Here is a 25,754-nt window from a genome sequence, read left to right on the forward strand (position 1 = left end):
AGCGCCGCACGATAGTTGAGGTTATCGTTCCGCACGCTCGGCGTGGGAATGCAGTCTCGACGCTCTGCGTCGCCAAGAGGACGCGGAGCGTCTGGAACGGCATGCGACGCGGAGCGTCGCACGATAGTTGAGGTTATCGTTCCTCACGCTCCAGCGTGGGAATGCAGTTCTCGACGCTCTGCGTCGCCAGAGGACGCGGAGCGTCCGGAAAGGCATGCGACGCGGAGCGTCGCACGATAGATTAGCGTTCCGCACGCTGTAGCATCCGCACGATAGGTTAGCGTTCCGCGCGCTGTAGCATCGGCACGATAGTTACTGCTAGTGCCCTTCCCTCCAACCCATTCCCCCGGCAAAATGCCGCACATGACTCGACTATCCCACCTCCCCATCTGCTGCCCGGAACTGATCCGGCATTGGCCGTTGCCGCAAGCCTTGCCGGGGGCGCTGCTCGTGAGTGGGCATTTTGATCCGCTCAAGCTGGTCGACGGCGACTTTCAGCGTTGTGAGCTGCAAATGCCGGCGAGCATTCAGCGTTCGGTTGCCAAGCGCCAGACTGAATTCCTCGCCGGTCGTCTCTGCGCCCGCGAAGCCATGCGTCAGCTGGATGGCCGCCTGCATGTTCCTGCGGTGGGCGAAGACCGCGCGCCGATCTGGCCCGCTGATGTCTGTGGTTCGATCACTCACAGCACCGGCTGGGCCGCTGCCGTGGTTGCGCACAAGCAGCAGTGGCGCGGGTTGGGGCTGGACACGGAAAACCTGCTGAGCCACGACCGCGCCTCGCGGCTGGCCGGGGAAATTCTGACGGCGGCCGAGCTGGCAGAGATGGCGGCAGGTCCGGAAGATCAGATCGCACTGCGCGTGACCCTGACCTTTTCGATCAAGGAAGCGCTGTTCAAGGCGCTCTACCCCATCGTGCACAAGCGCTTCTACTTCGAAGACGCACAACTGCTGGAATGGTCCGCCGACGGCCGCGCCCGACTACAGCTGCTGATCGACTTGTCCAGCGAGTGGCATGCGGGCAAGGAGCTGGACGGTCAGTTCAGTGTGCAGGACGATCACCTGTTGAGCCTGGTCGCCGTCGAAGGTTGATCAGCCGGGCAGCGGACAATGCTCGCAACGTCCAACCCACTCGACCCGATGACTCAGGCAGCACACACGCCTTTGCCTGCGTGGTTCACCGCCCTGCGCCTGCGGCACATAACGCACGGCCTGAAACAGAGGATTGGCGCGCCCGTCCGGTCTTTTCTTCTCGCTTAACAGCGCCAGCCCGGCACCCAGCGACACATCACTGCAGGTGGCCAGTTGCGCAAGGCAGCCTTCCAGATAATCCCCGGCGCTGCTCCACAACACAGCAGCCGGCAGTCCGCCATAAGCGCTCAGAGAAGTAATGAAGGGCTGCAGATTGTCATCGAGCAATCCGGCAAAGCGCTGAAACGGATCAACCGGCATACCCCGCCAGACGCGCCCCTCCCCCGCCAGCCTGACACCGCTCGGCACGCCACGCTCATCCAGCGCCAGCGTCACCTGATCAAGCTGCAACGGCCAATGCCAGTCATGCACCAGGCTGGCGACCAGCACCGGCGGAATCAGTTGCATGAAGTAAAACTTGGCCCACTGCGACACCAGCACAGGCAATTGATCAGGCATCAGCTGCGGCCCGTAAACACTCAGCAGCATCTGATCAAGACGCTCGGGGCGCAGTAGATCAGGCAACATCACTACCGGGCGTGCATCATCCGTCGTCAGCAAGGTCCGCCCGAACCGCGCAAATGGCCCGACAAACAACGGCAAGCTCAACGCGGCACCTGCGTGCGCGGCCAGGTCAGGCTGAAGCACGCCCCGCCCAGGCTGACGCTATGCGCGATCAGCGCGCGGCCTTCATGCCAATGGATGATTCGCCGCACGATCGACAGGCCCAGCCCATGCCCGCCCGATGCTCGGGTGCGGCTGTCATCGATGCGCATGAACGGCGTGAAAATCTGCTCCCACGCCTGCTCCGGAACGCCAGGACCATCGTCGTCCACGTCGATACGGCACTGCTGCGCCTCCAGCCGATAGCTGATACGCACCTCGTTGTCGGCATGGCGCAGCGCATTGCTCACCAGGTTCTGCACGGCGCGATGCAGGTAGCGCGGCTCGCCCTCGACCCAGGCAGCCTCGCCCTCTTCGGCCCTCAGGCATTCGCCCCGCGAAACCCTTACGTCGGCGCGCAATGGCGCCAGTTCGGCGATCACCTGATCGATCAGCGCATCCAGATCGACACGCTGGAAGTTCAAGGTCGGCGCGCCCTGCTCAAGACGCGCATAGGTGAGCATCTCATCGACCAGCTTGTCGAGGTCCTGAATATCGCTGTCCATGCCATGCATGTATTTGCGCCGCGCTTCGGGAGTGGCGGCGTCGCTGACCATCTCCAGACCGAAACGCAGACGCGCCACCGGCGTACGCAACTCGTGGGACACCGCGCGCACCAGTTCGCGCTGGATCATCAATGAGCGCTGCAGGTGTTCGGCCATGCTGTTGAACGCCGCTGCCACACGCCCCACCGAGTCGGAGCCTTCGGTCGGCACGCGGGTTTGCAGACTGCCCTGGGCAATCTGCGTGGCCGCCGCTTCCAGCTCCAGCACCCGTCGCTCCAGACGCCGCACCAGCAAGTACACCACCAGACCGATCAGACACAGGCCCATCAAGGCAATCAGCAGCAGCCAATGCAACGGATAAGGGTTCATCTGGTACAGCGGGCCGATTTCCAGCACCCAGTTGGTGTCGACGATCCCGGCCAGCACGCGGATCGAATCGCCGCCCTTGCCCAGCGCCATGACCGTATCGCCCTCATAGACGCGGCGGCGCTGATCATCATCCAGATCCGCCTGATCCAGCGCCAGCAGGTGCAGGTCGAAACCGAACCCCTTGTCGCTGCGCAGGGCCTGCAGGCGCGCCGGTTGCTCATCGACCGGAAAGCGCACCAGTTCATCGATCAGCAGGTAAATAGTGGCCCGCGCCAATTGTTCGGTGATCTGCTGCACCTCGCCGGTCAGCAACAGCGGCTCCTTGTCGCTCAACTGACGATAAACCCTGGCAGCGTGCGGCCCGATCTGTTCGACCACCACCTTGCCGCGCGCCAGTTGGCCCAGTGCGCTGCTGTCCAGGTGAGCCTGCTCAAGGGTTTGCAGGCTCAGGGGAATGCCCAGCAGGCGCTCCCAGATCGCCAGGGCGCGGCGCCGTTCGATGCCGTCGAGAGGCACCAGATTGTCGGCCATGATCGTAAAGGTGCCGTGAGCCAAGCGCTCGCGGTACTGCTCGCCGCGCGACTGATTGAGCACATGCAGGGCCAGCACACCGAGCAGCGCGACCAGCACCAACACGCCCAGTACACCACCGTAGATGCGCAGAAAGATCGAATTCATCAGGTCAGCCGCTGAACACGTGGCCGCTCATGTCCTGCGCGGCTTCGGGCACAAACAGATAGCCCTTGCTGCGCACGGTCTTGATCAGACGCGGATGAATGGGGTCGTCGCCGATTTTCGGGCGGATACGCGAGATACGCACATCGATGGAGCGATCCTGCCCGTCGTACCCCACGCCGCGCAACGCGGTGAAGATCTCTTCGCGGGACAGCGTGCGCCCGGCGTTGGCCACCAGCAGCCACAGCAGGTCGAACTCGGCGCCGGTCAGCTCGATGCTCTGCTCGCGCAGCCAGGCCTCACGCAGTGCGTTGTCCACCACCAACGGGCCGAACACCAGACGGCGCAACTCGGCAGCCGGAACCTGCGGCGCTTCACTGCGGCGCAGCAAGGCTTTGATACGCGCCAGCAGCACGCGCGGGTGCACCGGTTTGCAGACGAAATCGTCGGCGCCGGTGTCGAGTCCTTCTATATGGTCGGTGTCATCGGTGCGCGCGGTGAGCATCAGAATCGGTCCGTCGTAACGGTCACGCACGCTGCGGCAGATGCTGAAACCGTCCTCGCCGGGCAGCATCAGGTCGAGAATCACCAGATCCGGCTGCTCGGCGATGATCCGCGCCGCCGCCAGCGCGCCGTCGCCTTCGATGCTCACGCGCATGCCGTGGTTCTGCAGGTAGTCGCTGGTCAGTTCGGCCAGTCGCTGGTCATCCTCGACGATCAGCACGTGCCAGGTGTGTGGTTCCACAGCCATCTTTCCTTGTCGTTATCGACCGCTTTTTGTTTTTGCAACGCAGGGGTTGCGGCACCACGTCGCAGGCCAGTGTAGCAACCCTTGCGCGGATCACACGCCACCGCACGCGGCATAGCACATGACATGCCAGAACGGCCTTGCAGCGGCGTTTTTTTGTGATAGGGTTCGCGCCCTCAAAAATCATCAGTACATCGCCAGTGCCTACAAAAATCGGTGACAAACGGTCACTATCCAGTAGTTATGCGGCCTACACGCACGGTGTGCGATTCATACACAAACTACACACACTTTATCCACAAGCGGTGCGTTGCAATTCATGTCCAAAACGCATTATCTTGTAGCCCAGCGACGAGGCACACCCTACATGTGGGGTTTTGAATAAAAACGCCAGCACAACTCAAATGGGAAATTCAAGCATTTTTGTTGCGTCTGAGGGGTTGAACTTCAGGCCAGTTTAGGCACCAAGACGCTCGCGCATGAGCCAGAGCCATCCCGTACACGTTTTGCAACATCGAACACGCACTCTTGATCAGATTTTCGAAGGATCGGGCATAGCCCGGTCCTTTTTGGCTTCAAAACCTGGAAGCGGCGACAGACCCCGCTTTCACCTTCGTTTTGGAGCCCTTTGGTCGCCTCTTGCGACTGACTGCTCTAAACGAAATGGTGGGCAGTAATGCCCGAACAAACTTAAAGAACGTGGAGTCACACATGCAAACAGACACAACTCGCGAGAACTCGCCGACCGGCGCGCCGCAGGCAAGCCAGACCCAGCAGGATCTGTCTGCCACTGCCCCCGGTCAACTGCGCGTGATCAAGCGTAACGGTACTGTCGTTCCCTACACGGACGACAAGATCACCGTTGCCATCACCAAGGCGTTTCTTGCAGTTGAAGGCGGCAATGCTGCTGCCTCGTCGCGCATCCATGACACCGTTGCCCGCCTGACCGAACAGGTCAGCGCCACGTTCAAGCGTCGCATGCCTTCGGGCGGCACCATCCACATCGAAGAAATCCAGGATCAGGTCGAACTGGCGCTGATGCGCGCCGGCGAGCAGAAAGTGGCTCGCGACTACGTCATCTACCGTGACTCGCGCGCCAAGGAGCGTGCCGTTCGCGCCCCCGAAGAGCAGGTCCAGGCTCACCCGTCGATCCGCATCACCCGCGCCGACGGCAGCTTTGCGCCGCTGGACATGGGTCGTCTGAACACCATCGTCACCGAAGCGTGCGAAGGCCTGGCGGAAGTCGACGCCGACCTGATCCAGACCGAAACCCTGAAAAACCTGTACGACGGCGTCGCGCTGAAAGACGTCAACACCGCGCTGGTGATGACCGCCCGTACCCTGGTCGAGCGCGAGCCGAACTACTCGTTCGTCACCGCCCGCCTGCTGATGGACACCCTGCGCGCCGAAGGCCTGGGTTTCCTCGGTGTCGCCGACAGCGCCACCCACCACGAAATGGCCGACCTGTACGCCAAGGCACTGCCTGCCTACGTCACCGCCGGTATCAAGTTCGAACTGCTCAACCCTGTGCTGGCCGAATTCGATCTCGAAAAACTCGGCAAGGCGATCAACCACGAGCGCGACCAGCAGTTCACCTACCTGGGCCTGCAAACCCTGTACGACCGTTACTTCATCCACAAGGATGGCGTGCGTTTCGAACTGCCGCAGATCTTCTTCATGCGTGTGGCCATGGGCCTGGCAATCGAAGAGAAAGCCCGTGAAGACCGCGCCATCGAGTTCTACAACCTGCTGTCGTCGTTCGACTACATGTCGTCGACCCCGACCCTGTTCAACGCCGGTACCCTGCGTCCACAGCTGTCCAGCTGCTACCTGACCACCGTGCCGGATGACCTGTCGGGCATTTACCACGCAATCCACGACAACGCCATGCTGTCCAAATTCGCAGGCGGCCTGGGCAACGACTGGACACCGGTTCGTGCGCTGGGCTCGTACATCAAGGGCACCAACGGCAAGTCGCAAGGCGTCGTACCGTTCCTGAAAGTGGTCAACGACACCGCCGTTGCGGTCAACCAGGGCGGCAAGCGCAAGGGCGCTGTCTGTGCCTACCTGGAAACCTGGCACATGGACATTGAAGAGTTCATCGAGCTGCGCAAGAACACCGGTGATGACCGTCGTCGTACCCACGACATGAACACCGCCAACTGGATCCCTGACCTGTTCATGAAGCGCGTCTTCGACGACGGCCCGTGGACCCTGTTCTCGCCATCCGAAGTACCGGACCTGCACGACCTGACCGGCAAGGCCTTCCAGGAGCGTTACGAGTACTACGAAGCGCTGACCGAATACCCAGGCAAGATCAAACTGTTCAAGACCATCCAGGCCAAGGATCTGTGGCGCAAGATGCTCTCGATGCTGTTCGAAACCGGCCACCCTTGGCTGACCTTCAAGGACCCGTGCAACCTGCGCAGCCCGCAGCAGCACGTGGGCGTGGTTCACAGTTCGAACCTGTGCACCGAGATCACCCTGAACACCAACAAGGACGAGATCGCGGTCTGCAACCTGGGCTCGATCAACTTGCCGAACCACATCGTCGACGGCAAGCTGGACACCGACAAGCTCAAGCGCACCGTCGATGTAGCCGTGCGCATGCTCGATAACGTGATCGACATCAACTACTACTCGGTACCGCAGGCCAAGAACTCCAACCTGCGCCACCGTCCGGTCGGCCTGGGCATCATGGGCTTCCAGGACGCGCTGTACCTGCAACACATCCCGTACGGTTCCGATGCTGCCGTGCAGTTCGCCGACACTTCCATGGAAGCGGTCAGCTACTACGCGATCCAGGCGTCCTGCGACCTGGCCGACGAGCGCGGTGCCTACGAGACGTTCCAGGGCTCGCTGTGGTCCAAAGGCATCCTGCCGCTGGATTCGCAACAGATCCTGATCGAGCAGCGTGGCGAGAAGTACATCAGCGTCGACCTGAAGGAAACCCTGGACTGGGCGCCGGTTCGTGCCCGTGTGCAGAAAGGTATCCGTAACTCGAACATCATGGCCATCGCACCGACCGCCACCATCGCCAACATCACTGGCGTGTCGCAGTCGATCGAACCGACCTATCAGAACCTCTATGTGAAATCGAACCTGTCCGGCGAATTCACCGTGATCAACCCGTACCTGGTACGCGACCTCAAGGCCCGCGGCCTGTGGGACTCGGTCATGATCAACGACCTGAAGTACTACGACGGTTCGGTGCAGCAGATCGAGCGCATCCCGCAGGAGCTCAAGGAGCTTTACGCGACTGCCTTCGAAGTGGACACCAAGTGGATCGTCGACGCAGCAAGCCGTCGTCAGAAGTGGATCGACCAGGCTCAGTCGCTGAACCTGTATATCGCTGGCGCTTCGGGCAAGAAGCTGGACGTGACCTACCGCATGGCCTGGTACCGTGGTCTGAAAACCACTTACTACCTCCGTGCCCTGGCCGCGACCAGCACCGAGAAGTCTACCGTCAACACCGGCAAGCTCAACGCAGTATCGAGCGGCGGCCACGGCCCGGACGACTCGGCGATCACCGCCCCGCGTCCAACCGAAGCAGCACCGGCCGGCCCGGCCCCAGTGCCAAAGGCTTGCGCAATCGACGAGCCGGATTGTGAGGCTTGCCAGTAACCGTTAACGCCTGACTTGCCCCCACGTTGGTCATGCCAACGTGGGGAGCAACTTTCCTGTTCCAGCCCCCCTCCAGAAACGGCTAGCGCCGTCGCGCAACACTTCTCCTCTCACGCATCCGTAAACGTCTGCCCTCGGCTGTGCCCCTTGGCCAATGGCGGAGGCGTCTGCGATTCGCTGAAATCGGCCGTCCAGCACCAATTGCGAATCTCCGGCATGTCTTCGAAGTGTTCGCGTATCCAGGTGTGATGCTTGCGTAACTGACTTTCGAAAAAATGCACCGCATCCAGACTCTGCGCGCGTAAACGCGGTACGTGGCTCAATGCGTCGATGGCCAAGTGATAACGGCTAAGGCGATTGAGCACCACCATGTCGAATGGCGTGGTCGTTGTACCCCGATCACTGAAACCACGGACATGAAAGCGCGCTTCGTTGGCGCGGCCATGAACCATGGAATGGATCACCCAGGTCGAACCGTGAAAGGCGAACATCACCGGCGCCTCACGGGTAAACAAGGCCTCGAACGACACATGATCCATGCCGTGAGGCCGATCTTCGGGGGCGCTCAGAATGCCCAGGTCGACGACATTGACCAGCCTCACGCGAATACCCGGCACGTGTTTTTGCAGCAACCAGGCGGCCGCCACTGCCTCGGTGGTCGGTACATCGCCCGCGCAGCCCAGCACGACATCCGGTGGCTCACCGTCGTCACTGCCTGCGAAGTCCCAGATCGACGCCCCTTGCGAGCAATGTTTGAGCGCCGCGTCGAAGTCCAGCCATTGAAAGTCCGGTTGCTTGCCGCAAGTCACGACGTTTATGGTGTCGCGGCTGCGCAGGCAATGGTCGAAAACATTGACCAGGCAATTGGAGTCTGGCGGGTAATACACCCTCACCACATCGGCTCGGCGCTGCAAGACGTTGTCGACGAACCCGGTGGACTGATGGCTGAAACCGTTGTGGTCGTTACGCCAGGCGTGGCTGCTGATCAGAATGTTGAGGGAGGCCAGCGGACGCCGCCAGGCAAACTCGCGGCTCTGCTGCAACCATTTGGCATGCTGAGTGACCATCGAGTCGACCACTTGGGCGAACGCCTCGTAGGTCGACCACATACCGTGTCGACCGGTGAGCAGATAACCCTCCAGCCACCCTTCACACAGGTGCTCACTGAGCACCTCCATCACCCGACCATCGCTTGCCAGGTGATCGTCAATCTCCAGACACGGCCCTGGTGCAGTGCGGTTGCTGGCTTCGAACACGGCGTTGAGTCGGTTGGAGTTGGTCTCGTCAGGCCCGAAGACACGAAAGTTGTGCGGGTTATTGCGCATCACATCACGCAAGTATTCGCCCAGCCGGCGTGGTGCTTCGGCGATGACCTGACCGGGGCCTGGCACTTCCAGCCCATAGTCGGCAAAGTTCGGCAGGTCCAGCGCCACCAGCACGCGTCCACCGTTGACACTCGGTACAGCGCCCATGCGCAACGCTGGCGGCGGAGTCAGCACCTGAAGCTCGGGCAGCAACCGGCCGTTCTGATCGAACAACGTCTCGGGCGAGTAACTGCGCATCCAGCGCTCCAGTTGCTGGAGGTGCTGCGGGTTACCGATGACATTGGCCAGCGGCACCTGATGAGCGCGGAAGGTGCCCTCCACCGGCACACCGTCCACGACTTTCGGCCCGGTCCAGCCCTTCGGGCTGCGCAGGATAATCATCGGCCACCGCGCACGCGCAGCGCCCCCTTCCTTTCTGGAGTGCGCCTGTTGTTCGCGGATCGCGTCGTGGCAGGTATCGAGCGCGGCGGCAAAGCGCTGATGCATGCCTGGCAGGTCATCCCCCGCGACGATGATGGGCTGATACCCCCGCCCCCGGTACAGCTCAATCAACTGCTCGTCCGGCAAACGCGCTTCGACCGTCGGCCCGGAAATCTTGTAGCCATTGAGGTGCAGGATCGGCAGCACGGCACCGTCCCGACGAGGATCGAGAAAGTGCACACTTTTCCAGCTGCCTTCCAGCGGACAGGTTTCAGCTTCCCCATCACCTATGACGCAGGCGACCAGCAAGTGGGGATTGTCGAAGACCGCGCCAAAGGCGTGCATCAGCGAATAGCCCAGCTCTCCGCCTTCATGCAGAGAGTTGGGTGTGTGCGGGCCGCAATGGCTGGGGATGCCGCCGGGGGTGGAGAAGCTGCGAAAGAAGCCCAGCATGCCCTCTTCATCGGCCGGGATGTCGGGGTGCACCTCGCTGTAAGTACCTTCCAGCCAGGCGCAGGCGTTCATGGTCGGGCCGCCATGGCCTGGACCGGAGATGAAAATCGTCTCGATGCGCCGGTCGCAAATCAGGCGATTGAGGTGCACATAGATAAAGTTCTGCCCAACCGACGTGCCCCAGTGCCCCAGCAGTCGAGGCTTGATGTGCTCGGCCAGCAACGGCTCGCGCAGCAGCGCATTGGCCTTCAGGTAGATCTGGCCGACGCACAGGTAATTGGCGGCATTCCAGTAACGATGCAGGCGTGACAGTAGATCGGCGTCCAAGGGGCCTGCTTCGCTCCCCGGCCGTTCAGGCTGCGTGGCCGATTCAGCGTCCGACTGATCGGCACTGGAAAGCGTTGAGTTGAAGTGATACATGGCGACTCCATAGGGTGCAATGCACAAGCCTTGCGACTCGCAGGTTTCAATACGTGGATGGATTCAGCAGCCGTCATGCAACAGCGTGAGCGCATGACGGGCGATGACGGCGTTCTCGTCGGTAGCAATGGTCCAGGCCGAAACAGCGCTGTCAGGGAGCGTCAGCCGGGGCGCAGATTGGGTCGCTGGCTGAGTCGCTACAGCCCCGTCGCGCTTGAGACCCAGCCAGGCGCAACCGTCAAGAATCGCGTCGCGCACCTGAGTCGCGTGCTCACCGATGCCACCGGTAAAGACCAGCGCATCCACACCGCCCAGGATCGCGGCCAGGCTGCCTATCTCGCGCACTACACTGCGTACGAACAAAGCGATGGCCTCTCGGGCCTCGGGGGCATGACTGGCAGACAGCTCGCGCATGTCACTGGAGATGCCACCGGACACGCCCAGCAGACCGCATTCGTGATACAGCAAATGCTCCAGCGCCTGCACACTCATGCCCTGCTCGCGCATCAGGTACAGCAGCACGCCGGGATCCAGGCGACCGGGGCGCGTCCCCATCAGCAGACCGTCCAGGGTGCTGAAGCCCATGGTGGTGCCGCGACTGACCCGGTTGTGCATCGCACACAGACTCGCGCCATTGCCCAAGTGCGCAACGATCGTCCGCCCTTCGGCTGCACGCTGATCGTAATGCGGGAGCACGCTGGCGATGTATTCGTAAGACAAACCGTGAAAGCCATAGCGTCGAAGGCCCTGCGCGGTGAGCGACGCAGGCAAGCCAAAACGGGTTTCGAGCGCGTCCAGAGTGTGGTGAAACGCGGTGTCGAAACAGGCGAATTGCACCAGCCCGCGGTGCTCGCGGCTCAAATAAGTCATCGGTGCCAGACACAACGGCTGATGCAGGGGCGCCAGCGCAACAAGCGCCTGCATTTCAGCCATGAGCGCAGCATCGACCCGCGCCGCCACTTGCGTGCGGCTGCCCCCATGCACAACACGATGAGCAGCAGCGCAAAGCTGCCCGTCCGTGTGGCGCTCGATCCAGTCCATCAGGTTGACCAGCGTGCCGCTGTCTGGCGAGGTATCGTTGCGAGGCCATTCCTCACGCTTTTGCGCAACACTGCCAGTGTTCTGGAAGATCAGCCTTTCGGTGTCCTTGCGCACCTCGAAACTACCGTTGCCCAGGCACTGCGGCCCGGACGCGGCCAGCGCAGCAGCCTTGTATAAAGAGAACTTGATGCTGGAGGAACCGCTATTGAGCACCAGCAGCACGGGCTGCGATCGATCCGTCATGGAGCACTCCGTCAATGGCTTGGGGGATTCGCACCGGCGAAACCTTGCTCACTGCAAACAACCGGGGCCAGTCTGATCGTCGCAATCACGGCGGTATTGATCTGGATCAGAAAGCCACAACACACTGGGCGTAGAGATAGGAAGGACGAGCTGTTTTCACTTACGCATCGACCTTCCAAGGAGTCCCCCATGAGCGTGCTACCCCTTCTTCCCTCTTCTGCCGAAGGCAACACCACACGAAAAAAGTCTGCCGTGTCCAGGCTCGGAATCGATCACTGGGTAGTGCCTCTGAATGATGGCAGTCACGTGCTGATTCGCCCGCTGAAGGCCGAAGACAGAGAGCGTGAGTTTGCATTCATCAAGAACCTGTCACCGGAGTCGCGGCATTTTCGCTTTCTGGTCACGATGAAGGAGCCGGGGGAGCCATTGCTCGATCAACTGATGGACATCGACTACAAGCAACGGATGGCGTATATCGCCCTGCACATGGATGATGGTCTGTTGACGGAGATCGGCGTGGCCCGCTACGCCGCAGACGACAGCACGCAGTGCGAATCAGCGATAGCCGTTGCTGACGCCTGGCAGCGCAAGGGCCTCGGTAGACAACTGATGGGGCACTTGATCAACGCTGCGCGCCTCAATGGTTTTCAGCACATGACGTCCATGGACTCCGCCAGCAACTCACCCATGCGTCACCTGGCCAGAGCGTTGGGTTTCACGTCCGGCGGTGATCCGCTGGACGCTACTCAAATGGTGTATCGGTTGAAGCTGAACTGATGCCGGCAACCGCCACGCCTTCATTGCACCCGCATCAGAGCGCAGGCAGGCGCGGGTTCAGCGCCAGCAGGCTGCATGACAGATGATGAGCGACCTGCTCGGTGGTGCTGCCCAACAACGTGTCGACACGATTACGGTGCATCGTACCCATGACAATCACATCGATGCCTTCGGCCAGAACAAACGCACTGATCACCTTCGCCGGGCTGCCCATGATCACGTGCCTGCATTCATCGGGCACACCAAACAGGTCTGCCAACTGATCAAAGGCTTCTTGCTCGGTCTCATACAACGTGTGCTCCAGGCTCGTTGAAAAACCCAGATCACCCGCCGACGCAAAGATGTAGGTCATGTCCTGGGCGTAAAGCAGATGCAATTCAGCGTCGCACTGCGCGGCCAGCTTCTCGGCGCTCTTGATGATGACTTCGTTGACGTTGCCGAACTGCTCCTCGGTCCGATAGGGATCGACCGCTGCCAGTATCTTGCGCGGCAGCGCATGGGCCACTTTCGATACCAGGTGCAACGGCACCGGGCAGTCATGCAGCAACCTGATATCCAGAGAAGTGAACATGGCTCGCGTCAGCCAGGACTCGTGCCCGAGGTCCTTGATCACCATCGAGGGCTTGATCTCGTGCACATGCGCCATGATTTCATCCAGCGGGCGCGTGACCCAGACGACCTCTGTGGTCACCTCCACACCTGACTGGCGTATCAGCTGTGCCTGTTGCTCCAGCCATTGTCGGTGGCTGCTCAGATAACCATCACGCATCTCGCTCAACGCCCTCTCGTTGAGCAGCCCAGCCGTAGCCAGGCCCTCGACATAATCGAACGCGACAATATGCAGCGACGCACTTTTAGCCCCAGCCAGCGCCCCGGCGCGTTCGAACGCCGGGGTCCTGCTCATCAAAGGTGACGCAATCAACATTAAACGCTCTGGCTCAAACACGGAGCACCTCACTGACACGGGTGGCGATCACACGGCTGAAAAGGGATCGTGGGAATACTGCCCATTCATTCTCGATGGCCTCTCACAAGGCTGTTTGACTTAAATCAACAACGGCGAAGAGGTCACAAACCCATAAAAGCAGGACACACGGCCCCGCTCATCCGCATTTGAAATGCCTGCTATCACTGCACGCTCGACGCGCCTATGCTGATTTGAACAAGGAGCACCCTATGACCGCCCATCTGGCAGCCATCAACGGTTTGCGTCTCAAGGCAGAGTGCTCCAGTTGCGGTGTTCGAGAGCTGTGTCTCTCAGTCGGCATGAGCCATACAGACACGGATCGTTTCTCCGCAATCATTCCTCAGCCGATCAAGGTGAAGAAAGGCGCGGCGCTTTATCACGCTGGCGATCCGTTGCGGTCGCTCTACGCAGTGCGTTTCGGTTTTTTCAAAACCACGATCTCTTCGCAGGACGGGCGGGACCAACTGACCGGTTTTCAGATGTCGGGAGAGTTGCTGGGCTGCGACGCAATCAGCGATAACCGCCACGTGTGCGACGCCATCGCGCTGGAAGACAGCGAAGTGTGCCCCATTCGCTTCACCCATCTTGAACAGCTGTCGCGAGAGCTGCCCTCACTGCAACACAACCTCAATCGCGTACTGAGCAAAGAGATCGTTCGCGACCATGAGATGTTGCTGCTGCTGGGCAACCTCAACGCCGAAGAACGCATGGCCGCCTTCCTCCTCAACCTGTCTGGCCGAATGAACAGCCGAGGCTATTCCTCCACAGCGTTTGTGTTGCGCATGACCCGGGAAGACATTGGCTCCTACCTTGGGCTACGACTTGAAACGATCTGTCGCGCCATCGCCAACCTGCGCAATCTGCACATCGTCAGCATCTCCGGACGCCGGGTAGAAATCCTCGACCTGCATCGCCTGCAGGCATTGATCCACGGGTGCAGCTACCGCGCAAAAAGCCTGTGAATCAGTCTGGGCGGGAAATCCTCCGATGATCGCCATCACACTGATCAATATTCTGATCATCACCACGGTGGTCATTGTTCATTACGAATGCCTGCTGCGCCTGAACGGGCTGATGCCCAGACTGATTCTCTGGCATCGGTTCAGGATGGTGTTCGGCGTACTGGGCGCGCTGGCCGCCCACGCCGTCGAAGTCTGGATATTCGCACTGGGCTATTACCTGATGAACCGCTCGGATTCACTCGGTCGCCTCACCGGTAACTTCGACGGCAGCTTCATGGATTCGGTGTACTTCTCGTTCACCACGTTCACCACCATCGGTTTCGGTGACATCACGCCTACTGGCCCGCTCAAATACCTGACAGGACTCGAAGCCCTGACGGGGCTGGTGCTGATCACCTGGACGGCTTCCTTCCTGTTTATCGAGATGCAGAAGTACTGGGGCACACACGCCAACCGCGTGGAGCGACGCCGATAAGCAGACGGGCCGTTGTGCTGCAACGCGCTTTAACTGACAAAACTCAATGTTTGACCTGCAGGAGGGTATTCAATGCAGTGATTGCGGCACGGGATAAACAGCCGCGCCGTCCATCATCAAGAGGATTGAGCATGAGCGACCTGACGTTGCGTAGAACGATTCTGGACGAGCTTGAATTTCTGCCTCACATCGATGCGGGCGCGATTGGCGTCACGATAGATAACGGTGTGGTGGTGCTCAGCGGACATGTGAAAACCTTCGCCGAAAAAATCGCGGCCGAGCGCGCAGTCAAGAGCGTCAAAGGCGTCAGAGCAGTGGCTGAAGAGCTCGAAGTGCGGGTGCCGAGTGATCTCTACATCGACGACAGCGTGATCGCCTCGCGCTGTCTGGACCTGATTCGCTGGAACGCGATATCACCCGACCTGGCCGTACAGGTCAAAGTGCAGCAGGGATGGGTCACGCTTGAAGGCGATGTGGAGTGGCAGTACCAGAAAGAAGCCGCACAAAAAGCCATCAACACCCTTGCAGGCGTCGCGGGCCTCGATAACCGGCTGATCGTCAAGCCCAAAGCTACAGCCCTGGACATCAAGACACTGATCGAGCAGGCCCTGGTACGAAGCTCGGAACTGGATGCCAGCACAATTCGTGTCACCGCCGAAGGCAATCAAGTGAAGCTAGAAGGCTACGTTCACCGCTGGCGTGAACGCAAAGCGGTCGAACATGCCGCCTGGGCAGTACCAGGTGTAAAGAACGTGGACAACCACCTGCTCATCAACTGACCGACTGTCTGCCGACCGGGTCAGCGGGCCGATAACAGCGGTGCTGCATATTGACCGGACTAGGCTGCAAAGGACATTCCCCTCGTTCATCCGGAGCTACTCGCATGCCCCACACAGCAGACATCCTCAAACGCTTTAACGAAGACACTGACGATCTGGTCGACGGGTCCTGGGTCGAGAAGCTACGCGATGGCACCCCGATGCTGATTCGTCAGTTGGTCGATAAAGACCGCGACCGGGAGTTCACCTTCCTGAATGACCTGGGAAAGGGCATGGCGCATTTTCGCTTTCTGGGGTCGTTCAGCAAATATGCAAAAGTGCACGATCAACTTATGGACGTCGACTTCCACAATCGCGTGGCCTACATCGCACTGGCCTTTGAAAACGATGAGCTGAACGAAATCGGCGTAGCGCGTTACGGTGCCTTTGAAGGCGACGCTCATTGCGAGTTTGCCATTGCGGTTTCCGAAAGCTGGCAACGTCGCGGCGTGGCGACAGCGTTGATGAAGCACCTCATGGAAACGGCGACGAGTGAGGGTTTCAGCAAAATATCGTCGATGGACGCGTCCGGAAATCTGGCTATGGACGGGCTGGCTACGAGCATAGGCTTCACCCGTTTCAAGGATGAACAACACGGGCCCAGAGTTTTTCATGAGTATATTCTGGCGCTTTGAGCGAACACGTCAGGCATGACCACGACGCCGGTTATGAGCGATGCACAATTGCACCGCCCATAACCATTCGTCGCCTGTCATGGCGGCTTGATTGCCGCACCTGATCGGTTCTTGTTCGTTACAGCCCGCGATTTGCATGCAGCGGGGATGCATTGACGCACATCACATCCTGAAGGATGACCTCGAATCTCCTTGCCGGGCCGATTGCAGCAATTCTCTCATCACTATATGCTGCGCCCCAGATTCGAAAAAAACACTACATAAGGGATTTACGCCTCGACATCGCGCATTCACGAGCCGGTTGACCGGACGGCGAGTTTATCGAAAAACAGGCGTAATTCCCGCATCAAAGTCAGTCACGCACGCACAAGAGCCGGAGAAAATCTGTATAATCCGCGCTCGCTCAAGGGTACTCAAATGACCATTTGCAAAAGCAAACCTGGCTTGTCTGAAAGCAACCTCGAGTTTTCGATCTGCTCGCCTTTGAGGCACAGCCTCGGCAGCACATTCAAAGAGCGACCGGCACACTCATAAGCCGGCCGATCGCGACAACAGACCCCGAGTAAAAAATTCCATTGCCAGCGCACGTTCAGCGCGATGCTGGCAGCCCATACTTTGAAAATCCAACAGGGGTGCCACAGGCAACCCCTCAGGCAGGAGACGTACACCATGCTGAGCTGGGACGAATTCGATAAGGAAGACGGCGAAGTAGTCGCCAAAGCGACCAACGCCGGTCATTCCAACGAAGCCAACATGGACCGCCTCGACAGCGCCGGTGGCCTGGCTGCACAGGAAGCCCGCGCCGTAACCGCCGCCGACTCCGCGGCCCTGATCCGCGCCAAGAAAGCGCTGGACGCACTGGACGTCGCTGAAGGCCTGGCCGAACTCGAAGGCGCCAGCGCCCGCGTCGCCGTTGACGAAAAAATGATGATCAACTGCCGCGCCGACCTCAACCAGCTCGTACCTTTCAAGTACGACTGGGCCTGGCAGAAGTACCTGGACGGTTGCGCAAACCACTGGATGCCGCAAGAAGTCAACATGACCGCCGACATCGCCCTCTGGAAAAACCCGGAAGGCCTGACCGACGACGAGCGCCGCATCGTGATGCGTAACCTGGGCTTCTTCTCCACTGCCGACTCGCTGGTTGCCAACAACCTGGTGCTGGCCGTGTACCGCCTGATCACCAACCCGGAGTGCCGCCAGTACATCCTGCGCCAGGCCTTCGAAGAGGCGATCCACACCCACGCCTACCAGTACTGCATCGAATCGCTGGCCATGGATGAAGGCGAGATCTTCAACATGTACCACGAGATCCCGTCGGTCGCTAAAAAAGCAGCCTGGGGCCTGAAGTACACCCGTTCGATCTCCGATCCGAAGTTCGAAACCGGCACCGTCGACACCGACAAAGAGCTGCTGCGCAACCTGATCGCCTACTACTGCGTACTGGAAGGCATCTTCTTCTACTGCGGCTTCACCCAGATCCTCTCCATGGGCCGCCGCAACAAGATGACCGGCGTCGCCGAGCAGTTCCAGTACATCCTGCGCGACGAGTCCATGCACCTCAACTTCGGCATCGACGTGATCAACCAGATCAAAATCGAAAACCCGCACCTGTGGGATGCCGAGATGAAAGAAGAAGCCACGCAGATGATCCTGCAAGGCACCCAGCTGGAAATCGAATACGCCCGCGACACCATGCCCCGCGGCGTACTCGGCATGAACGCGGCGATGATGGAGGACTACCTGAAATTCATCGCTAACCGTCGTTTGAGCCAGATTGGCTTGAAGGAAGAGTATCCAGGGACGACCAACCCGTTCCCTTGGATGAGCGAGATCATGGACCTGAAGAAAGAGAAGAACTTCTTTGAGACGCGGGTTATTGAGTATCAGACTGGTGGGGCTTTGAGCTGGGATTGATGGGTTGGATTAATCTGTAAGAAAAGCCAGGAGCGTAAGCTACCTGGCTTTTTTATGCGCGAATGATTTGTTTACAGGGTATTAATAGCCTCTGATGAAATATTTGAGTTTTCAGCGAAATTCTTCTGGCCCAGCATGAAAGGGCAGCGTGCAGAGATCAAGAAAGGCAAAAAGGCGGCAACGAGTCTACCGAACGTCAATGAACGTTCCAACGCCAGCCCTGCAGTAAACTTTTCTGCAGGCTAGACAACCCCAAATGATAGCTATAGGCTACCATCTGAACGTAGGGTTTTTTAGCAGTGCACAGGGAAGAGTCATGGACGCTCCAGAAAGTAACTTCAATCAGCATACGTTAATCTTGTTGAGCGGCCCCATCGCCGCAGGGAAATCAACTATTGCTAAGACGCTTATATCTAAATTTGGCTTTAAAAGCTTAAGTAGCGGTGATTATTTAAGAGCACTGCTTGTTTCAGACAACCTACCAACAACTAGAGAGCGACTGCAAGAGCTAGGTGACCGCCTAGACCTAGAGACAAACTACGAATGGCTGGCAGAAAAAGTTACATGCAAAGCTATGACTAATAAAAATCAAAAAAAATGGATTATCGACAGCGTTAGAAAACCTCAGCAAGTAGACTCTCACAAAGAGCTTTTTGGAAAAGCGATAACACATATTCATATAACAGCCTCGCCAAGTACCCTGAAAGACAGATATCTAGCTAGAACAGACTCAACAGAAATTGAATATATCTCCGCAAAAATGCACCCAAATGAAGTCAGCTCTGAAAACCTCAACACGAACGCAGACTTAACCTTTGACACTTCAACCATGTCAACGGAAGACATTTGCAACGCCATCGCTAAACACGCAGGGATTGACGTATGATACAGCTAGTGTTGATAAGCGGACACCTCTGTGCAGGAAAATCGGGATTGGCCAAGGCTCTGAATATGGAGTTTGGGTATGAGATAATTAAAACAAGCGACTTACTAAGCTCTAGCTCTAAACTTGAAAAAAATCTCCAGAACGACTATCTTTACAAAAGCTTGGAGACGATATTGACTTGTCATCCGAAAGCAAATGGGTATTTGAAGCTATTAAGCAAAAGATTGATTCCAACCCTTATCAGAAAAATTATGTAATCGACCATATACGAACATCAGAGCAGTTAAAGCACTTCCGCAACAGCTTTGACTTCATGACAATACACGTGCATCTCTATGCCAAAGAAGATGAACTTATTAAGAGATATGCAACCAGAAAAAATATCAGACATACAGAATCAAAAACTGACTACCACAAAGCAGATTCAATTAAAACGACAGAAGACATCGATTTCTTTGCAACCGATGCAGATGTCAGAATAAACACCGCCAGAACTGACGTAGACGACACTTTGGTGCGTGTTGCAGCACGATTGGGACTGTACTCACCTCCAGATGTTAGATGCGTGGACGTAGTAATAGGAGGCCAGTACGGAAGCGAAGGAAAAGGACACATATCAGCTTATTTAGCTAAAGACTATGATTTATTACTACGAGTCGGTGGACCAAACGCAGGTCACACAGTTTCAAGTTCGTCTGGTGTTTTTACATATCATCAATTACCGTCCGGCGCAAAAGACACGAAGGCAAAACTGCTTTTAGGACCAGGCATGACTATAAACGTCAAAGACCTGTTACAAGAAATTAAAAACTGTAACGTTACAGCGGAAAGGCTTTTTATAGATCCTCAAGCCATGATAATCAGCGAGGAAGACCTGACTGCTGAAATAGGTTTAGTCAAAGACATAGCATCGACTGGACGAGGTAGCGGAAGTGCGGCTGCCCGAAGAATAACTGGAAGAGGCGATTCAAAAACAAAACTCGCTAAAGATATTCCTGAGCTTGAACCCTACGTTGGAAAAGAACCATACTATAGAGGTTCAACCACCAGGCAGCTTGAAAAGTCTTATAGAGAGGGGAACTCAATCTTAGTCGAAGGGACGCAAGGCAGTGGACTAAGTATCTATCATGGCAATTACCCTCACGTTACTTCTCGAGATACTAATATCGCTGGTTGTTTGGCAGAAGCAGGAATATCACCAAGTAGAGTTAGGCGAATAATTATGGTAATACGCCCAACTCCAATAAGAGTGGGAAACCCTGACAATAGCGAAAAAACTTCGGGGCCAATGAAGCATGAAACAGACTTCAAAACAGTTGCGGAATCAGCAGGATTAGATCCAGAAGAAATAATACAGAACGAAAAGACTTCAACAACACGTCGCAATAGGCGAGTGGGATGGTTCGACTGGCAACAATTTAGATCAGCATGCGCATTAAATGCTCCAACTGACATAGCATTGACATTCGCAGACTATATATGCGAGAAAAACAGCAAAGCAAGACGCTTCGAACAATTATCTTTGGATACGATAAAATTCATCGAAGAAATTGAAAGGGTAGCGCATGCACCAGTGTCATTGGTTAATACTAGATTTCCTAGACAAGGAACGTTAGATATTAGAACCGTTATTGACAGAAGAAATTGGATAAGCAGACTCTCAGACGATTCTATAAAGGATGATACCCAATGAAAGTTCAGAAACTAATAGAGGCTTACCCTGAAATCTACCATATGGCTGAAGTTGACACCTGGCCGAGCATTAAGCAAATAGGTTTGCTATCCGCTAGCGCAGCATTAACATATCACGCCATTGCTAATCCTACTCGCTTTCAACTTGAAAGCAGCCATCGCCCTCAAAAAGTATGCTTAACATCGACTGGGCATCCCAATATAGTCTTACGTGATCAAAAGCCCATGAACGATGCGCGATTAATGACTGCACTTCAAGGTAGTGCTACACCTCAACAATGGTATGAGCTATTAAATTCGAAAGTTTTTTTCTGGGCCGAACATCACCGTCTTGAAGGACTGTTGAATGCAAGAGCTTATAAAAATTTAGAACACGATGTTCTTACTATAGATACTCGTTCACTATTGAATGATTACGAAAACCATACTTGGTTGTGCCACATGAATTCTGGAAATACATTTCCCTATGCGACAGCGAGGACACCTGCGATTTTCCAAACAATTGCCAACTATCCCTCTAAAAGAGATGGTACGCCCGCGAAGGATGTGGTTGAAGTTGTAATAGAAAACTCGATTCCAAACATTTCACAATACGTGACCCAGGTACGAAGAATGAAAGGAAGCCAAGTAATTTATGTAATACAATAATTAATTAATGTATGCAGCTACTTGAACAGTAGCTGCATACAAGAACCATCATTAGAAATCGAAATTTATACTCAGCGCTATAAAACCACAAAACATTAACCATACAACCAAACCCTTAAGCTTAACTTTAAGGCTTTAACTAAAGTCCTTAATACTCAAATTTAACGTCAATCCTTTTGTACTAAAATCAAACGGCACCACCCACAACCTCAAACCCTCCGAAAACTCAAAAACCGGCAATGCCTCCTGAAACGAAGCCCGCTTCGGATAAATCAGCACCAAATCCCCCTGCCCGCCCAGATATTTCTGCCCATACGCAAACAGCTGATAAAAATCGGCCTGGCTCAGGCCATAATTCTTGCTGCCAAGCTCGCTGTCCAGACGCTTCCATTTGGTATCCAGAACCCAGCTTTTATCTCCCTGCGTAATCATCAGATCAGGCCGCAGTTGAAAAAACTTTTTACCCTGATGAGTACACAGATACTCACTGCTGCGCTGGGTATGCAGCGTCGCATCTGACGGCAGTGAGTCTTTCAGGCACGCAGCCACGTAGCGTTCAAACAGTTTCTCCATCGGAAACAGCAGGCTCATGCCCTGCCATTCGCCAGCAATTGCCAGTGGCGTTTGCTGGTTGATGATGAGTTCGCACCAAGGCTTTACGGGATGGTAGTGAGCCATGAGCCGGTCGTGACGCCACTGTTTAAAATCTTGAGTGGCGTCTCGGCTGCTTGGGATCTCTAGCAACAGTGAGCGCAGTTCGTGAGATAGGCGCCAGTTGCTGGGGTCTTCGGTGGTTTTGCAGACGATATCTAGCGCCGTTTTGAGTAGTCGGTTCTCGGGGCGGTCGGGTAGGAATATGTCGTGGCGGATTTGGAAGTGGTGTTGTCGGCCAGGCGGTTGGCGCATTTGGCGGGCGGTGTTGAGTTGACCGCGCAGATACCGCTGTTCCTCTTCGACTCGTTGGTAGTCGAAGCGAAGGCCGCGCTTGATGAGGTGGTCGAGCGCTTCCAGAAAGCTGCTCATTACCCATTCATTCAGCGGTGCATCGAAGCGCTGTAATGCGGTTGCACCTACTTTACGGGTGGGTAGGTCTAGTGACTTCTGAATCATTCGCTTGAGCAAGGCGCGGCTTTGCTGGATGCAGTCACCTTGTTCGAAATGCTTGGGCAGGATTTCGATACTCGTGCCGCAGGGTGTTTCCAGCGCGCCAACGTAGTTATCGAGTTTAAGCCAGCGGCGGCCTTCAACTTGAACCAATGCCGCACCCGCTTTGCTAAAGCGAGAACTGGTTTCACAGAGCCAGTCGAAAGCTGAGGGCGATACTTGGGCTACGTCGAGCGTTGGGTTGAGAACATTGCCGGTTGTCAGCCGAGCATATTCTCGGACCGTGACAGTGGTCTTCAACCCTGCTGCTCGCTGAAAAAGTTAACAATCTTACGTCCAAGGCTTCGTGTGTTCAGTTTGACACCCGACGCTAAGGTAATAGATATCCCATTCTTGCTGGCAATCTCTCGTAAATGCGGCTTTGCAGGTTTTACCTGCTGACCTCCACGATAGACCTCGATGCGGCCATCGGCGGTTTGTCGTATGTCTATACCGTCCGTTCTGACGGTCTTTGCTTCGAGCGGCGCACTGACCTTCAGGTTGTGATCAATCACACCCAGATAAGACTCGATATTCTTGAACGCTGGCAGATTCAACTCCCAACGCTCATTGCTCTGGCCAACCGTGACCGTATCCCCAAACAACGCAATGAGGTCTTGGCTCGGCTGAATCAGAAAACTATTTTCCGGGGCCTTGCGCTGATCGTTGAGAACCCACTGAATGCGCTGCCAATCTTCGAAGAAATACTCTTGAAGCAGCGGCACGATTTGCTCGCGGAAGATGCCTTCCAACCGCTCCAACGTAGGCTCATCCTTGAGCGGCATGAAGTACGCGTGGCCAAGGCGGTGGTCTCGATCAAGCAGGGCCGCTATGCGTTGATTCATCACGCTGAGCAATTCGTCGATGGCGATGCCATCAACTTCTACTTCATCAAGCAACTCTGGATTAGGCGGGACTTCGATGAAGGTGAAGCGACGACGCAGGGCGATATCCAGCGCGGCCAAGGATCGGTCAGCGGTATTCATGGTGCCGATCAGGTGAATGTTGCCGGGGATGCTGAAACGTTCTTTTGAGTAAGGCAGCGTGACTTCTAAAGCCTCGTCTGCGCCTGCTCGCTTGGAAGGTTCAATGAGCGTAATAAGCTCGCCAAAGATGCGCGAGACATTGCCACGGTTGATCTCATCAATGATCAGCACTTTGGCATCGGTATGCTGAATAGGGGCAGGCTCAAATAAGCCCTCCTCGTTCCTACCAAGCATGTGTTCGACCATCGACGGCAGGAAATTCTTGTAGCCATTTACCAAGAACGGATCAAGGATGGAGCCCGGCACTTTCTTGTCCCAGCGACCATTGCCCAGTTCTTCGATAGTGAAGGTGCCGGCGTCCACATAAGAAGCGAGCGTATTTAGTAGACTCATGCCTATAGGGAGGTGTTTACCTTGGGGCTTCTCTATCTCAACGACGTCAGGCGTGGCGCGGGTCACTTTGTAGCCTGTGCCGTAGCGATCACCGACTTTGAATGCTCGGTATTTTCCGCTCAGTTCACTCGCAATTGACTCGCAGAGGCTTTTGAAAACGCCTGAGACCACTTCGTAACGGATCTGGCCTTGCTCATCAGTCGTAGCGCGAAGCCCTTCAACAAAGTCTTCATAGCTGAAGCTCTGATGAAAGGTCACAAAGCGCACGTCACCTGCAGCAAGCAGCTCGTCAAATCGGGCTTTCAGCGCTGATCGATTATCAAGGTTTTTAGCAAGAAAAGGCTGATCAAGGATCTGCAACGTCGCTTCGACTGTGGCGTAGGTTTTCCCCGTACCGGGCGGACCGAAGAAAATCTGATTGAGCGAAGGCATTGCCGAACGTCCCTGTAGGAAAAGTCCGACAACAGTATCTAGATTGCCTGCATGGGTAAAGCGAAGCGTCGGTAGTGTCGTGTTTATGTAGCAGCCCTGAGAATGCGACGCAGAGCGTCGTGAACTGCATTCCTACGCGGAGCGTTGGAACGATATGGGTTGCTGAGCCCGATACCTCGCCTGAAGATCGGAAACCCCTGACAGCCCCTCCCTCCCCTGTCCGATATCGACACGTTGCCAGCGCCGGTATCGTATGCGCCGGTGCCTAAGAAACACCCAACGTAGATGCAGTGAGTTCACGCATAGCTTCAGATTCCAATCGTTCTAATTGAACGGGAATCTCGGCTTTGCTGACCCGCTCAGTTGGGATTTCTTACGCCCGCTCTACGTTGGTCTTTAACGTCATTTCAGTTCATACGTAGAGGTCAGCATGTTAAGCAATCTATTTCGGGCAAGTGCCCGTCAGCGGCGCGAGGTGTGTGCGGGTTTCACCCCAACCCCCTTCCACCGCCACAACCGCCAACTCCTCGCCCTCCTCCTCGAAAACCAACCCTGGTTCAGCGCCCGCGATCTGGGTCGCATGATCGGCTGGCCTTTGAATGAGCGGACGCTGCGCAAGCTGGACGCTGACCAGCACCGCATGATCACGCTCGACCTGCACGGCGAAGCGCAGTCAGAGCTGATGGTCAGTGAGTCGGGGGCATACGCGATGATGGTGCATCACTATCACGCAGAGAATCGCGGGTTGCGGCAGTGGATTACCCATGAGGTGGTGCCTGCGTTGCGGGATGGGCAGGTGCCGTTCGATGACTGCACGCCGAACCTGAGCATGCTGCAGTGGCCGGGGTTGTCGGTGAGTATGTTGCACTGGCACAGCGAGCCGTGGATACGGTTGCGGGACATGCCGATGCTGTTGGCGCATCCGCAGATGCAGGTTGATGCGCGGCCACGCAGTTTGGGCAGGTCTTGGTGGCGGGCGGTGCTGCCTGCCTCTCGATTAGGTTAAATGCGTGGTGATGGCCGTGCCGTGTAGGTGACGGCCATTGCGTCTCGTCGGATCAGTCTTTCAGGCGGCGTCGGTAGTCGTTGATCATTTCTTTAGTAACATCTTCCTTGTAGCAGATGGGTGCGTAGCCGCCTTTGCGGCTGTACGCGCTGCGTTTGCCACATTGACTGCCATTGCTGGCAGAGTTGTAGGGACATGAGCAGTTGGCGGGGTAACCGCCCCACTCTCGAAAAATGCGGTCAGGGGCACAAACCGTTAATTTTTGCGTTGAGGTAACCGCCAACTTCCAGCACCATTCTGAGCTTCAAACGCTCAAAGGACGGAACTCAAGACATGCTGGAC

At 56.6% G+C, this 25,754-nt stretch carries 20 protein-coding genes; 12 read left to right on the forward strand and 8 right to left on the reverse strand.

Annotation, left to right across the window (positions count from 1 at the left end; genetic code table 11):
• Nucleotides 1-363: 363 nt before the first annotated feature.
• Nucleotides 364-1,089 (forward strand): 4'-phosphopantetheinyl transferase family protein, encoded by a 726-nt coding sequence (locus P406_RS14050; protein ID WP_211145839.1) that lies wholly within the window; start codon nt 364-366, stop codon nt 1,087-1,089.
• Here the strand turns inward: P406_RS14050 and fhuF are convergent, their stop codons facing one another.
• The 3 genes from fhuF to P406_RS14065 are packed head-to-tail and all read right to left on the reverse strand — an operon-like array spanning nt 1,090 to nt 4,152.
• A complete protein-coding gene (fhuF, locus tag P406_RS14055) occupies nt 1,090-1,836 on the reverse strand; it encodes a siderophore-iron reductase FhuF (protein WP_046236507.1) in 747 nt (248 codons plus the stop codon). It lies immediately after the preceding gene.
• Nucleotides 1,794-3,404 carry an ATP-binding protein gene (locus P406_RS14060; RefSeq protein WP_046236508.1) on the reverse strand — a complete coding sequence of 537 codons (1,611 nt, stop codon included), beginning with the start codon at nt 3,402-3,404 and terminating at the stop codon, nt 1,794-1,796. The genes fhuF and P406_RS14060 overlap by 43 nt, the downstream gene beginning before the upstream one ends.
• 4 nt (nt 3,405-3,408) lie before the next feature.
• Nucleotides 3,409-4,152, reverse strand: a complete 744-nt coding sequence (locus tag P406_RS14065) for a response regulator (protein ID WP_032699284.1) — start codon at nt 4,150-4,152, stop codon at nt 3,409-3,411.
• A 708-nt stretch (nt 4,153-4,860) separates the two neighbouring features.
• Between P406_RS14065 and P406_RS14070 the strand changes: the two genes are divergently transcribed.
• The gene (locus P406_RS14070; RefSeq protein WP_003418215.1) at nt 4,861-7,773 is read left to right on the forward strand and encodes a ribonucleoside-diphosphate reductase subunit alpha; all 2,913 of its coding nucleotides are present in this window, start codon (nt 4,861-4,863) and stop codon (nt 7,771-7,773) included.
• A 110-nt stretch (nt 7,774-7,883) separates the two neighbouring features.
• Here the strand turns inward: P406_RS14070 and P406_RS14075 are convergent, their stop codons facing one another.
• Nucleotides 7,884-10,391 (reverse strand): phosphoketolase family protein, encoded by a 2,508-nt coding sequence (locus tag P406_RS14075; RefSeq protein WP_052739333.1) that lies wholly within the window; start codon nt 10,389-10,391, stop codon nt 7,884-7,886.
• A gap of 63 nt (nt 10,392-10,454) precedes the next feature.
• Nucleotides 10,455-11,675: an acetate/propionate family kinase gene (locus tag P406_RS14080; protein WP_046236509.1), complete on the reverse strand. Its 1,221-nt coding sequence runs from the start codon at nt 11,673-11,675 to the stop codon at nt 10,455-10,457.
• A gap of 189 nt (nt 11,676-11,864) precedes the next feature.
• Between P406_RS14080 and P406_RS14085 the strand changes: the two genes are divergently transcribed.
• A complete protein-coding gene (locus P406_RS14085) occupies nt 11,865-12,452 on the forward strand; it encodes a GNAT family N-acetyltransferase (RefSeq protein ID WP_052739334.1) in 588 nt (195 codons plus the stop codon).
• 34 nt (nt 12,453-12,486) lie between these two features.
• Here P406_RS14085 and P406_RS14090 read toward each other — a convergent pair whose 3' ends face one another.
• Entirely contained in the window at nt 12,487-13,377 is an 891-nt protein-coding gene (locus P406_RS14090) for a universal stress protein (RefSeq protein ID WP_046236510.1), read from the reverse strand.
• A gap of 251 nt (nt 13,378-13,628) precedes the next feature.
• On the opposite strand from P406_RS14090, the gene P406_RS14095 reads away from it, so the two are divergent.
• The 8 genes from P406_RS14095 to P406_RS27755 all read left to right on the forward strand — a co-directional run bounded on the left by P406_RS14095 (nt 13,629) and on the right by P406_RS27755 (nt 21,452).
• A complete protein-coding gene (locus tag P406_RS14095; RefSeq protein ID WP_024648692.1) occupies nt 13,629-14,381 on the forward strand; it encodes a helix-turn-helix domain-containing protein in 753 nt (250 codons plus the stop codon).
• A 25-nt stretch (nt 14,382-14,406) separates the two neighbouring features.
• Complete coding sequence (locus P406_RS14100; protein WP_046236511.1) at nt 14,407-14,856, forward strand: potassium channel family protein; 450 nt, start codon at nt 14,407-14,409, stop codon at nt 14,854-14,856.
• Between the two features lie 131 nt (nt 14,857-14,987).
• Complete coding sequence (locus P406_RS14105; protein ID WP_046236512.1) at nt 14,988-15,635, forward strand: BON domain-containing protein; 648 nt, start codon at nt 14,988-14,990, stop codon at nt 15,633-15,635.
• 104 nt (nt 15,636-15,739) lie between these two features.
• Complete coding sequence (locus P406_RS14110) at nt 15,740-16,309, forward strand: GNAT family N-acetyltransferase (protein ID WP_046236513.1); 570 nt, start codon at nt 15,740-15,742, stop codon at nt 16,307-16,309.
• A 669-nt stretch (nt 16,310-16,978) separates the two neighbouring features.
• Entirely contained in the window at nt 16,979-18,226 is a 1,248-nt protein-coding gene (locus P406_RS14115; protein ID WP_046236514.1) for a ribonucleotide-diphosphate reductase subunit beta, read from the forward strand.
• Nucleotides 18,227-18,542: 316 nt separating this feature from the next.
• Nucleotides 18,543-19,112 carry an ATP-binding protein gene (locus tag P406_RS14120; protein WP_046236515.1) on the forward strand — a complete coding sequence of 190 codons (570 nt, stop codon included), beginning with the start codon at nt 18,543-18,545 and terminating at the stop codon, nt 19,110-19,112.
• Between the two features lie 178 nt (nt 19,113-19,290).
• On the forward strand, nt 19,291-20,805 hold the full coding sequence (locus P406_RS27750; protein WP_235810376.1) for an adenylosuccinate synthetase: 1,515 nt from the start codon (nt 19,291-19,293) through the stop codon (nt 20,803-20,805).
• Nucleotides 20,802-21,452 carry a DUF7002 family protein gene (locus tag P406_RS27755; RefSeq protein WP_082100805.1) on the forward strand — a complete coding sequence of 217 codons (651 nt, stop codon included), beginning with the start codon at nt 20,802-20,804 and terminating at the stop codon, nt 21,450-21,452. The genes P406_RS27750 and P406_RS27755 overlap by 4 nt, the downstream gene beginning before the upstream one ends.
• Before the next feature lie 135 nt (nt 21,453-21,587).
• Here the strand turns inward: P406_RS27755 and P406_RS14130 are convergent, their stop codons facing one another.
• Nucleotides 21,588-22,856: an McrC family protein gene (locus P406_RS14130; protein WP_046236516.1), complete on the reverse strand. Its 1,269-nt coding sequence runs from the start codon at nt 22,854-22,856 to the stop codon at nt 21,588-21,590.
• Nucleotides 22,853-24,406: an McrB family protein gene (locus P406_RS14135; protein WP_046236517.1), complete on the reverse strand. Its 1,554-nt coding sequence runs from the start codon at nt 24,404-24,406 to the stop codon at nt 22,853-22,855. Before P406_RS14135 ends, P406_RS14130 begins: the two co-directional genes overlap by 4 nt.
• A 430-nt stretch (nt 24,407-24,836) precedes the next feature.
• On the opposite strand from P406_RS14135, the gene P406_RS14140 reads away from it, so the two are divergent.
• Complete coding sequence (locus tag P406_RS14140) at nt 24,837-25,412, forward strand: BRO-N domain-containing protein (protein ID WP_046236518.1); 576 nt, start codon at nt 24,837-24,839, stop codon at nt 25,410-25,412.
• Nucleotides 25,413-25,754 lie beyond the last annotated feature (342 nt).

Source organism: Pseudomonas syringae pv. coryli str. NCPPB 4273, assembly GCF_000972175.1.
Taxonomy (GTDB): Bacteria; Pseudomonadota; Gammaproteobacteria; order Pseudomonadales; family Pseudomonadaceae; genus Aquipseudomonas; species Aquipseudomonas syringae.

What these genes read in the sequence shown, in the direction of transcription:
- P406_RS14050 (WP_211145839.1), top strand. Translation starts at nt 364, where the DNA reads ATGACTCGACTATCCCACCTCCCCATCTGCTGCCCGGAACTGATCCGG.
- P406_RS14060 (WP_046236508.1), bottom strand. Translation starts at nt 3,404, where the DNA reads ATGAATTCGATCTTTCTGCGCATCTACGGTGGTGTACTGGGCGTGTTG.
- P406_RS14065 (WP_032699284.1), bottom strand. Translation starts at nt 4,152, where the DNA reads ATGGCTGTGGAACCACACACCTGGCACGTGCTGATCGTCGAGGATGAC.
- P406_RS14070 (WP_003418215.1), top strand. Translation starts at nt 4,861, where the DNA reads ATGCAAACAGACACAACTCGCGAGAACTCGCCGACCGGCGCGCCGCAG.
- P406_RS14075 (WP_052739333.1), bottom strand. Translation starts at nt 10,391, where the DNA reads ATGTATCACTTCAACTCAACGCTTTCCAGTGCCGATCAGTCGGACGCT.
- P406_RS14080 (WP_046236509.1), bottom strand. Translation starts at nt 11,675, where the DNA reads ATGACGGATCGATCGCAGCCCGTGCTGCTGGTGCTCAATAGCGGTTCC.
- P406_RS14085 (WP_052739334.1), top strand. Translation starts at nt 11,865, where the DNA reads ATGAGCGTGCTACCCCTTCTTCCCTCTTCTGCCGAAGGCAACACCACA.
- P406_RS14090 (WP_046236510.1), bottom strand. Translation starts at nt 13,377, where the DNA reads ATGTTGATTGCGTCACCTTTGATGAGCAGGACCCCGGCGTTCGAACGC.
- P406_RS14095 (WP_024648692.1), top strand. Translation starts at nt 13,629, where the DNA reads ATGACCGCCCATCTGGCAGCCATCAACGGTTTGCGTCTCAAGGCAGAG.
- P406_RS14100 (WP_046236511.1), top strand. Translation starts at nt 14,407, where the DNA reads ATGATCGCCATCACACTGATCAATATTCTGATCATCACCACGGTGGTC.
- P406_RS14105 (WP_046236512.1), top strand. Translation starts at nt 14,988, where the DNA reads ATGAGCGACCTGACGTTGCGTAGAACGATTCTGGACGAGCTTGAATTT.
- P406_RS14110 (WP_046236513.1), top strand. Translation starts at nt 15,740, where the DNA reads ATGCCCCACACAGCAGACATCCTCAAACGCTTTAACGAAGACACTGAC.
- P406_RS14115 (WP_046236514.1), top strand. Translation starts at nt 16,979, where the DNA reads ATGCTGAGCTGGGACGAATTCGATAAGGAAGACGGCGAAGTAGTCGCC.
- P406_RS14120 (WP_046236515.1), top strand. Translation starts at nt 18,543, where the DNA reads ATGGACGCTCCAGAAAGTAACTTCAATCAGCATACGTTAATCTTGTTG.
- P406_RS27755 (WP_082100805.1), top strand. Translation starts at nt 20,802, where the DNA reads ATGAAAGTTCAGAAACTAATAGAGGCTTACCCTGAAATCTACCATATG.
- P406_RS14135 (WP_046236517.1), bottom strand. Translation starts at nt 24,406, where the DNA reads ATGCCTTCGCTCAATCAGATTTTCTTCGGTCCGCCCGGTACGGGGAAA.
- P406_RS14140 (WP_046236518.1), top strand. Translation starts at nt 24,837, where the DNA reads ATGTTAAGCAATCTATTTCGGGCAAGTGCCCGTCAGCGGCGCGAGGTG.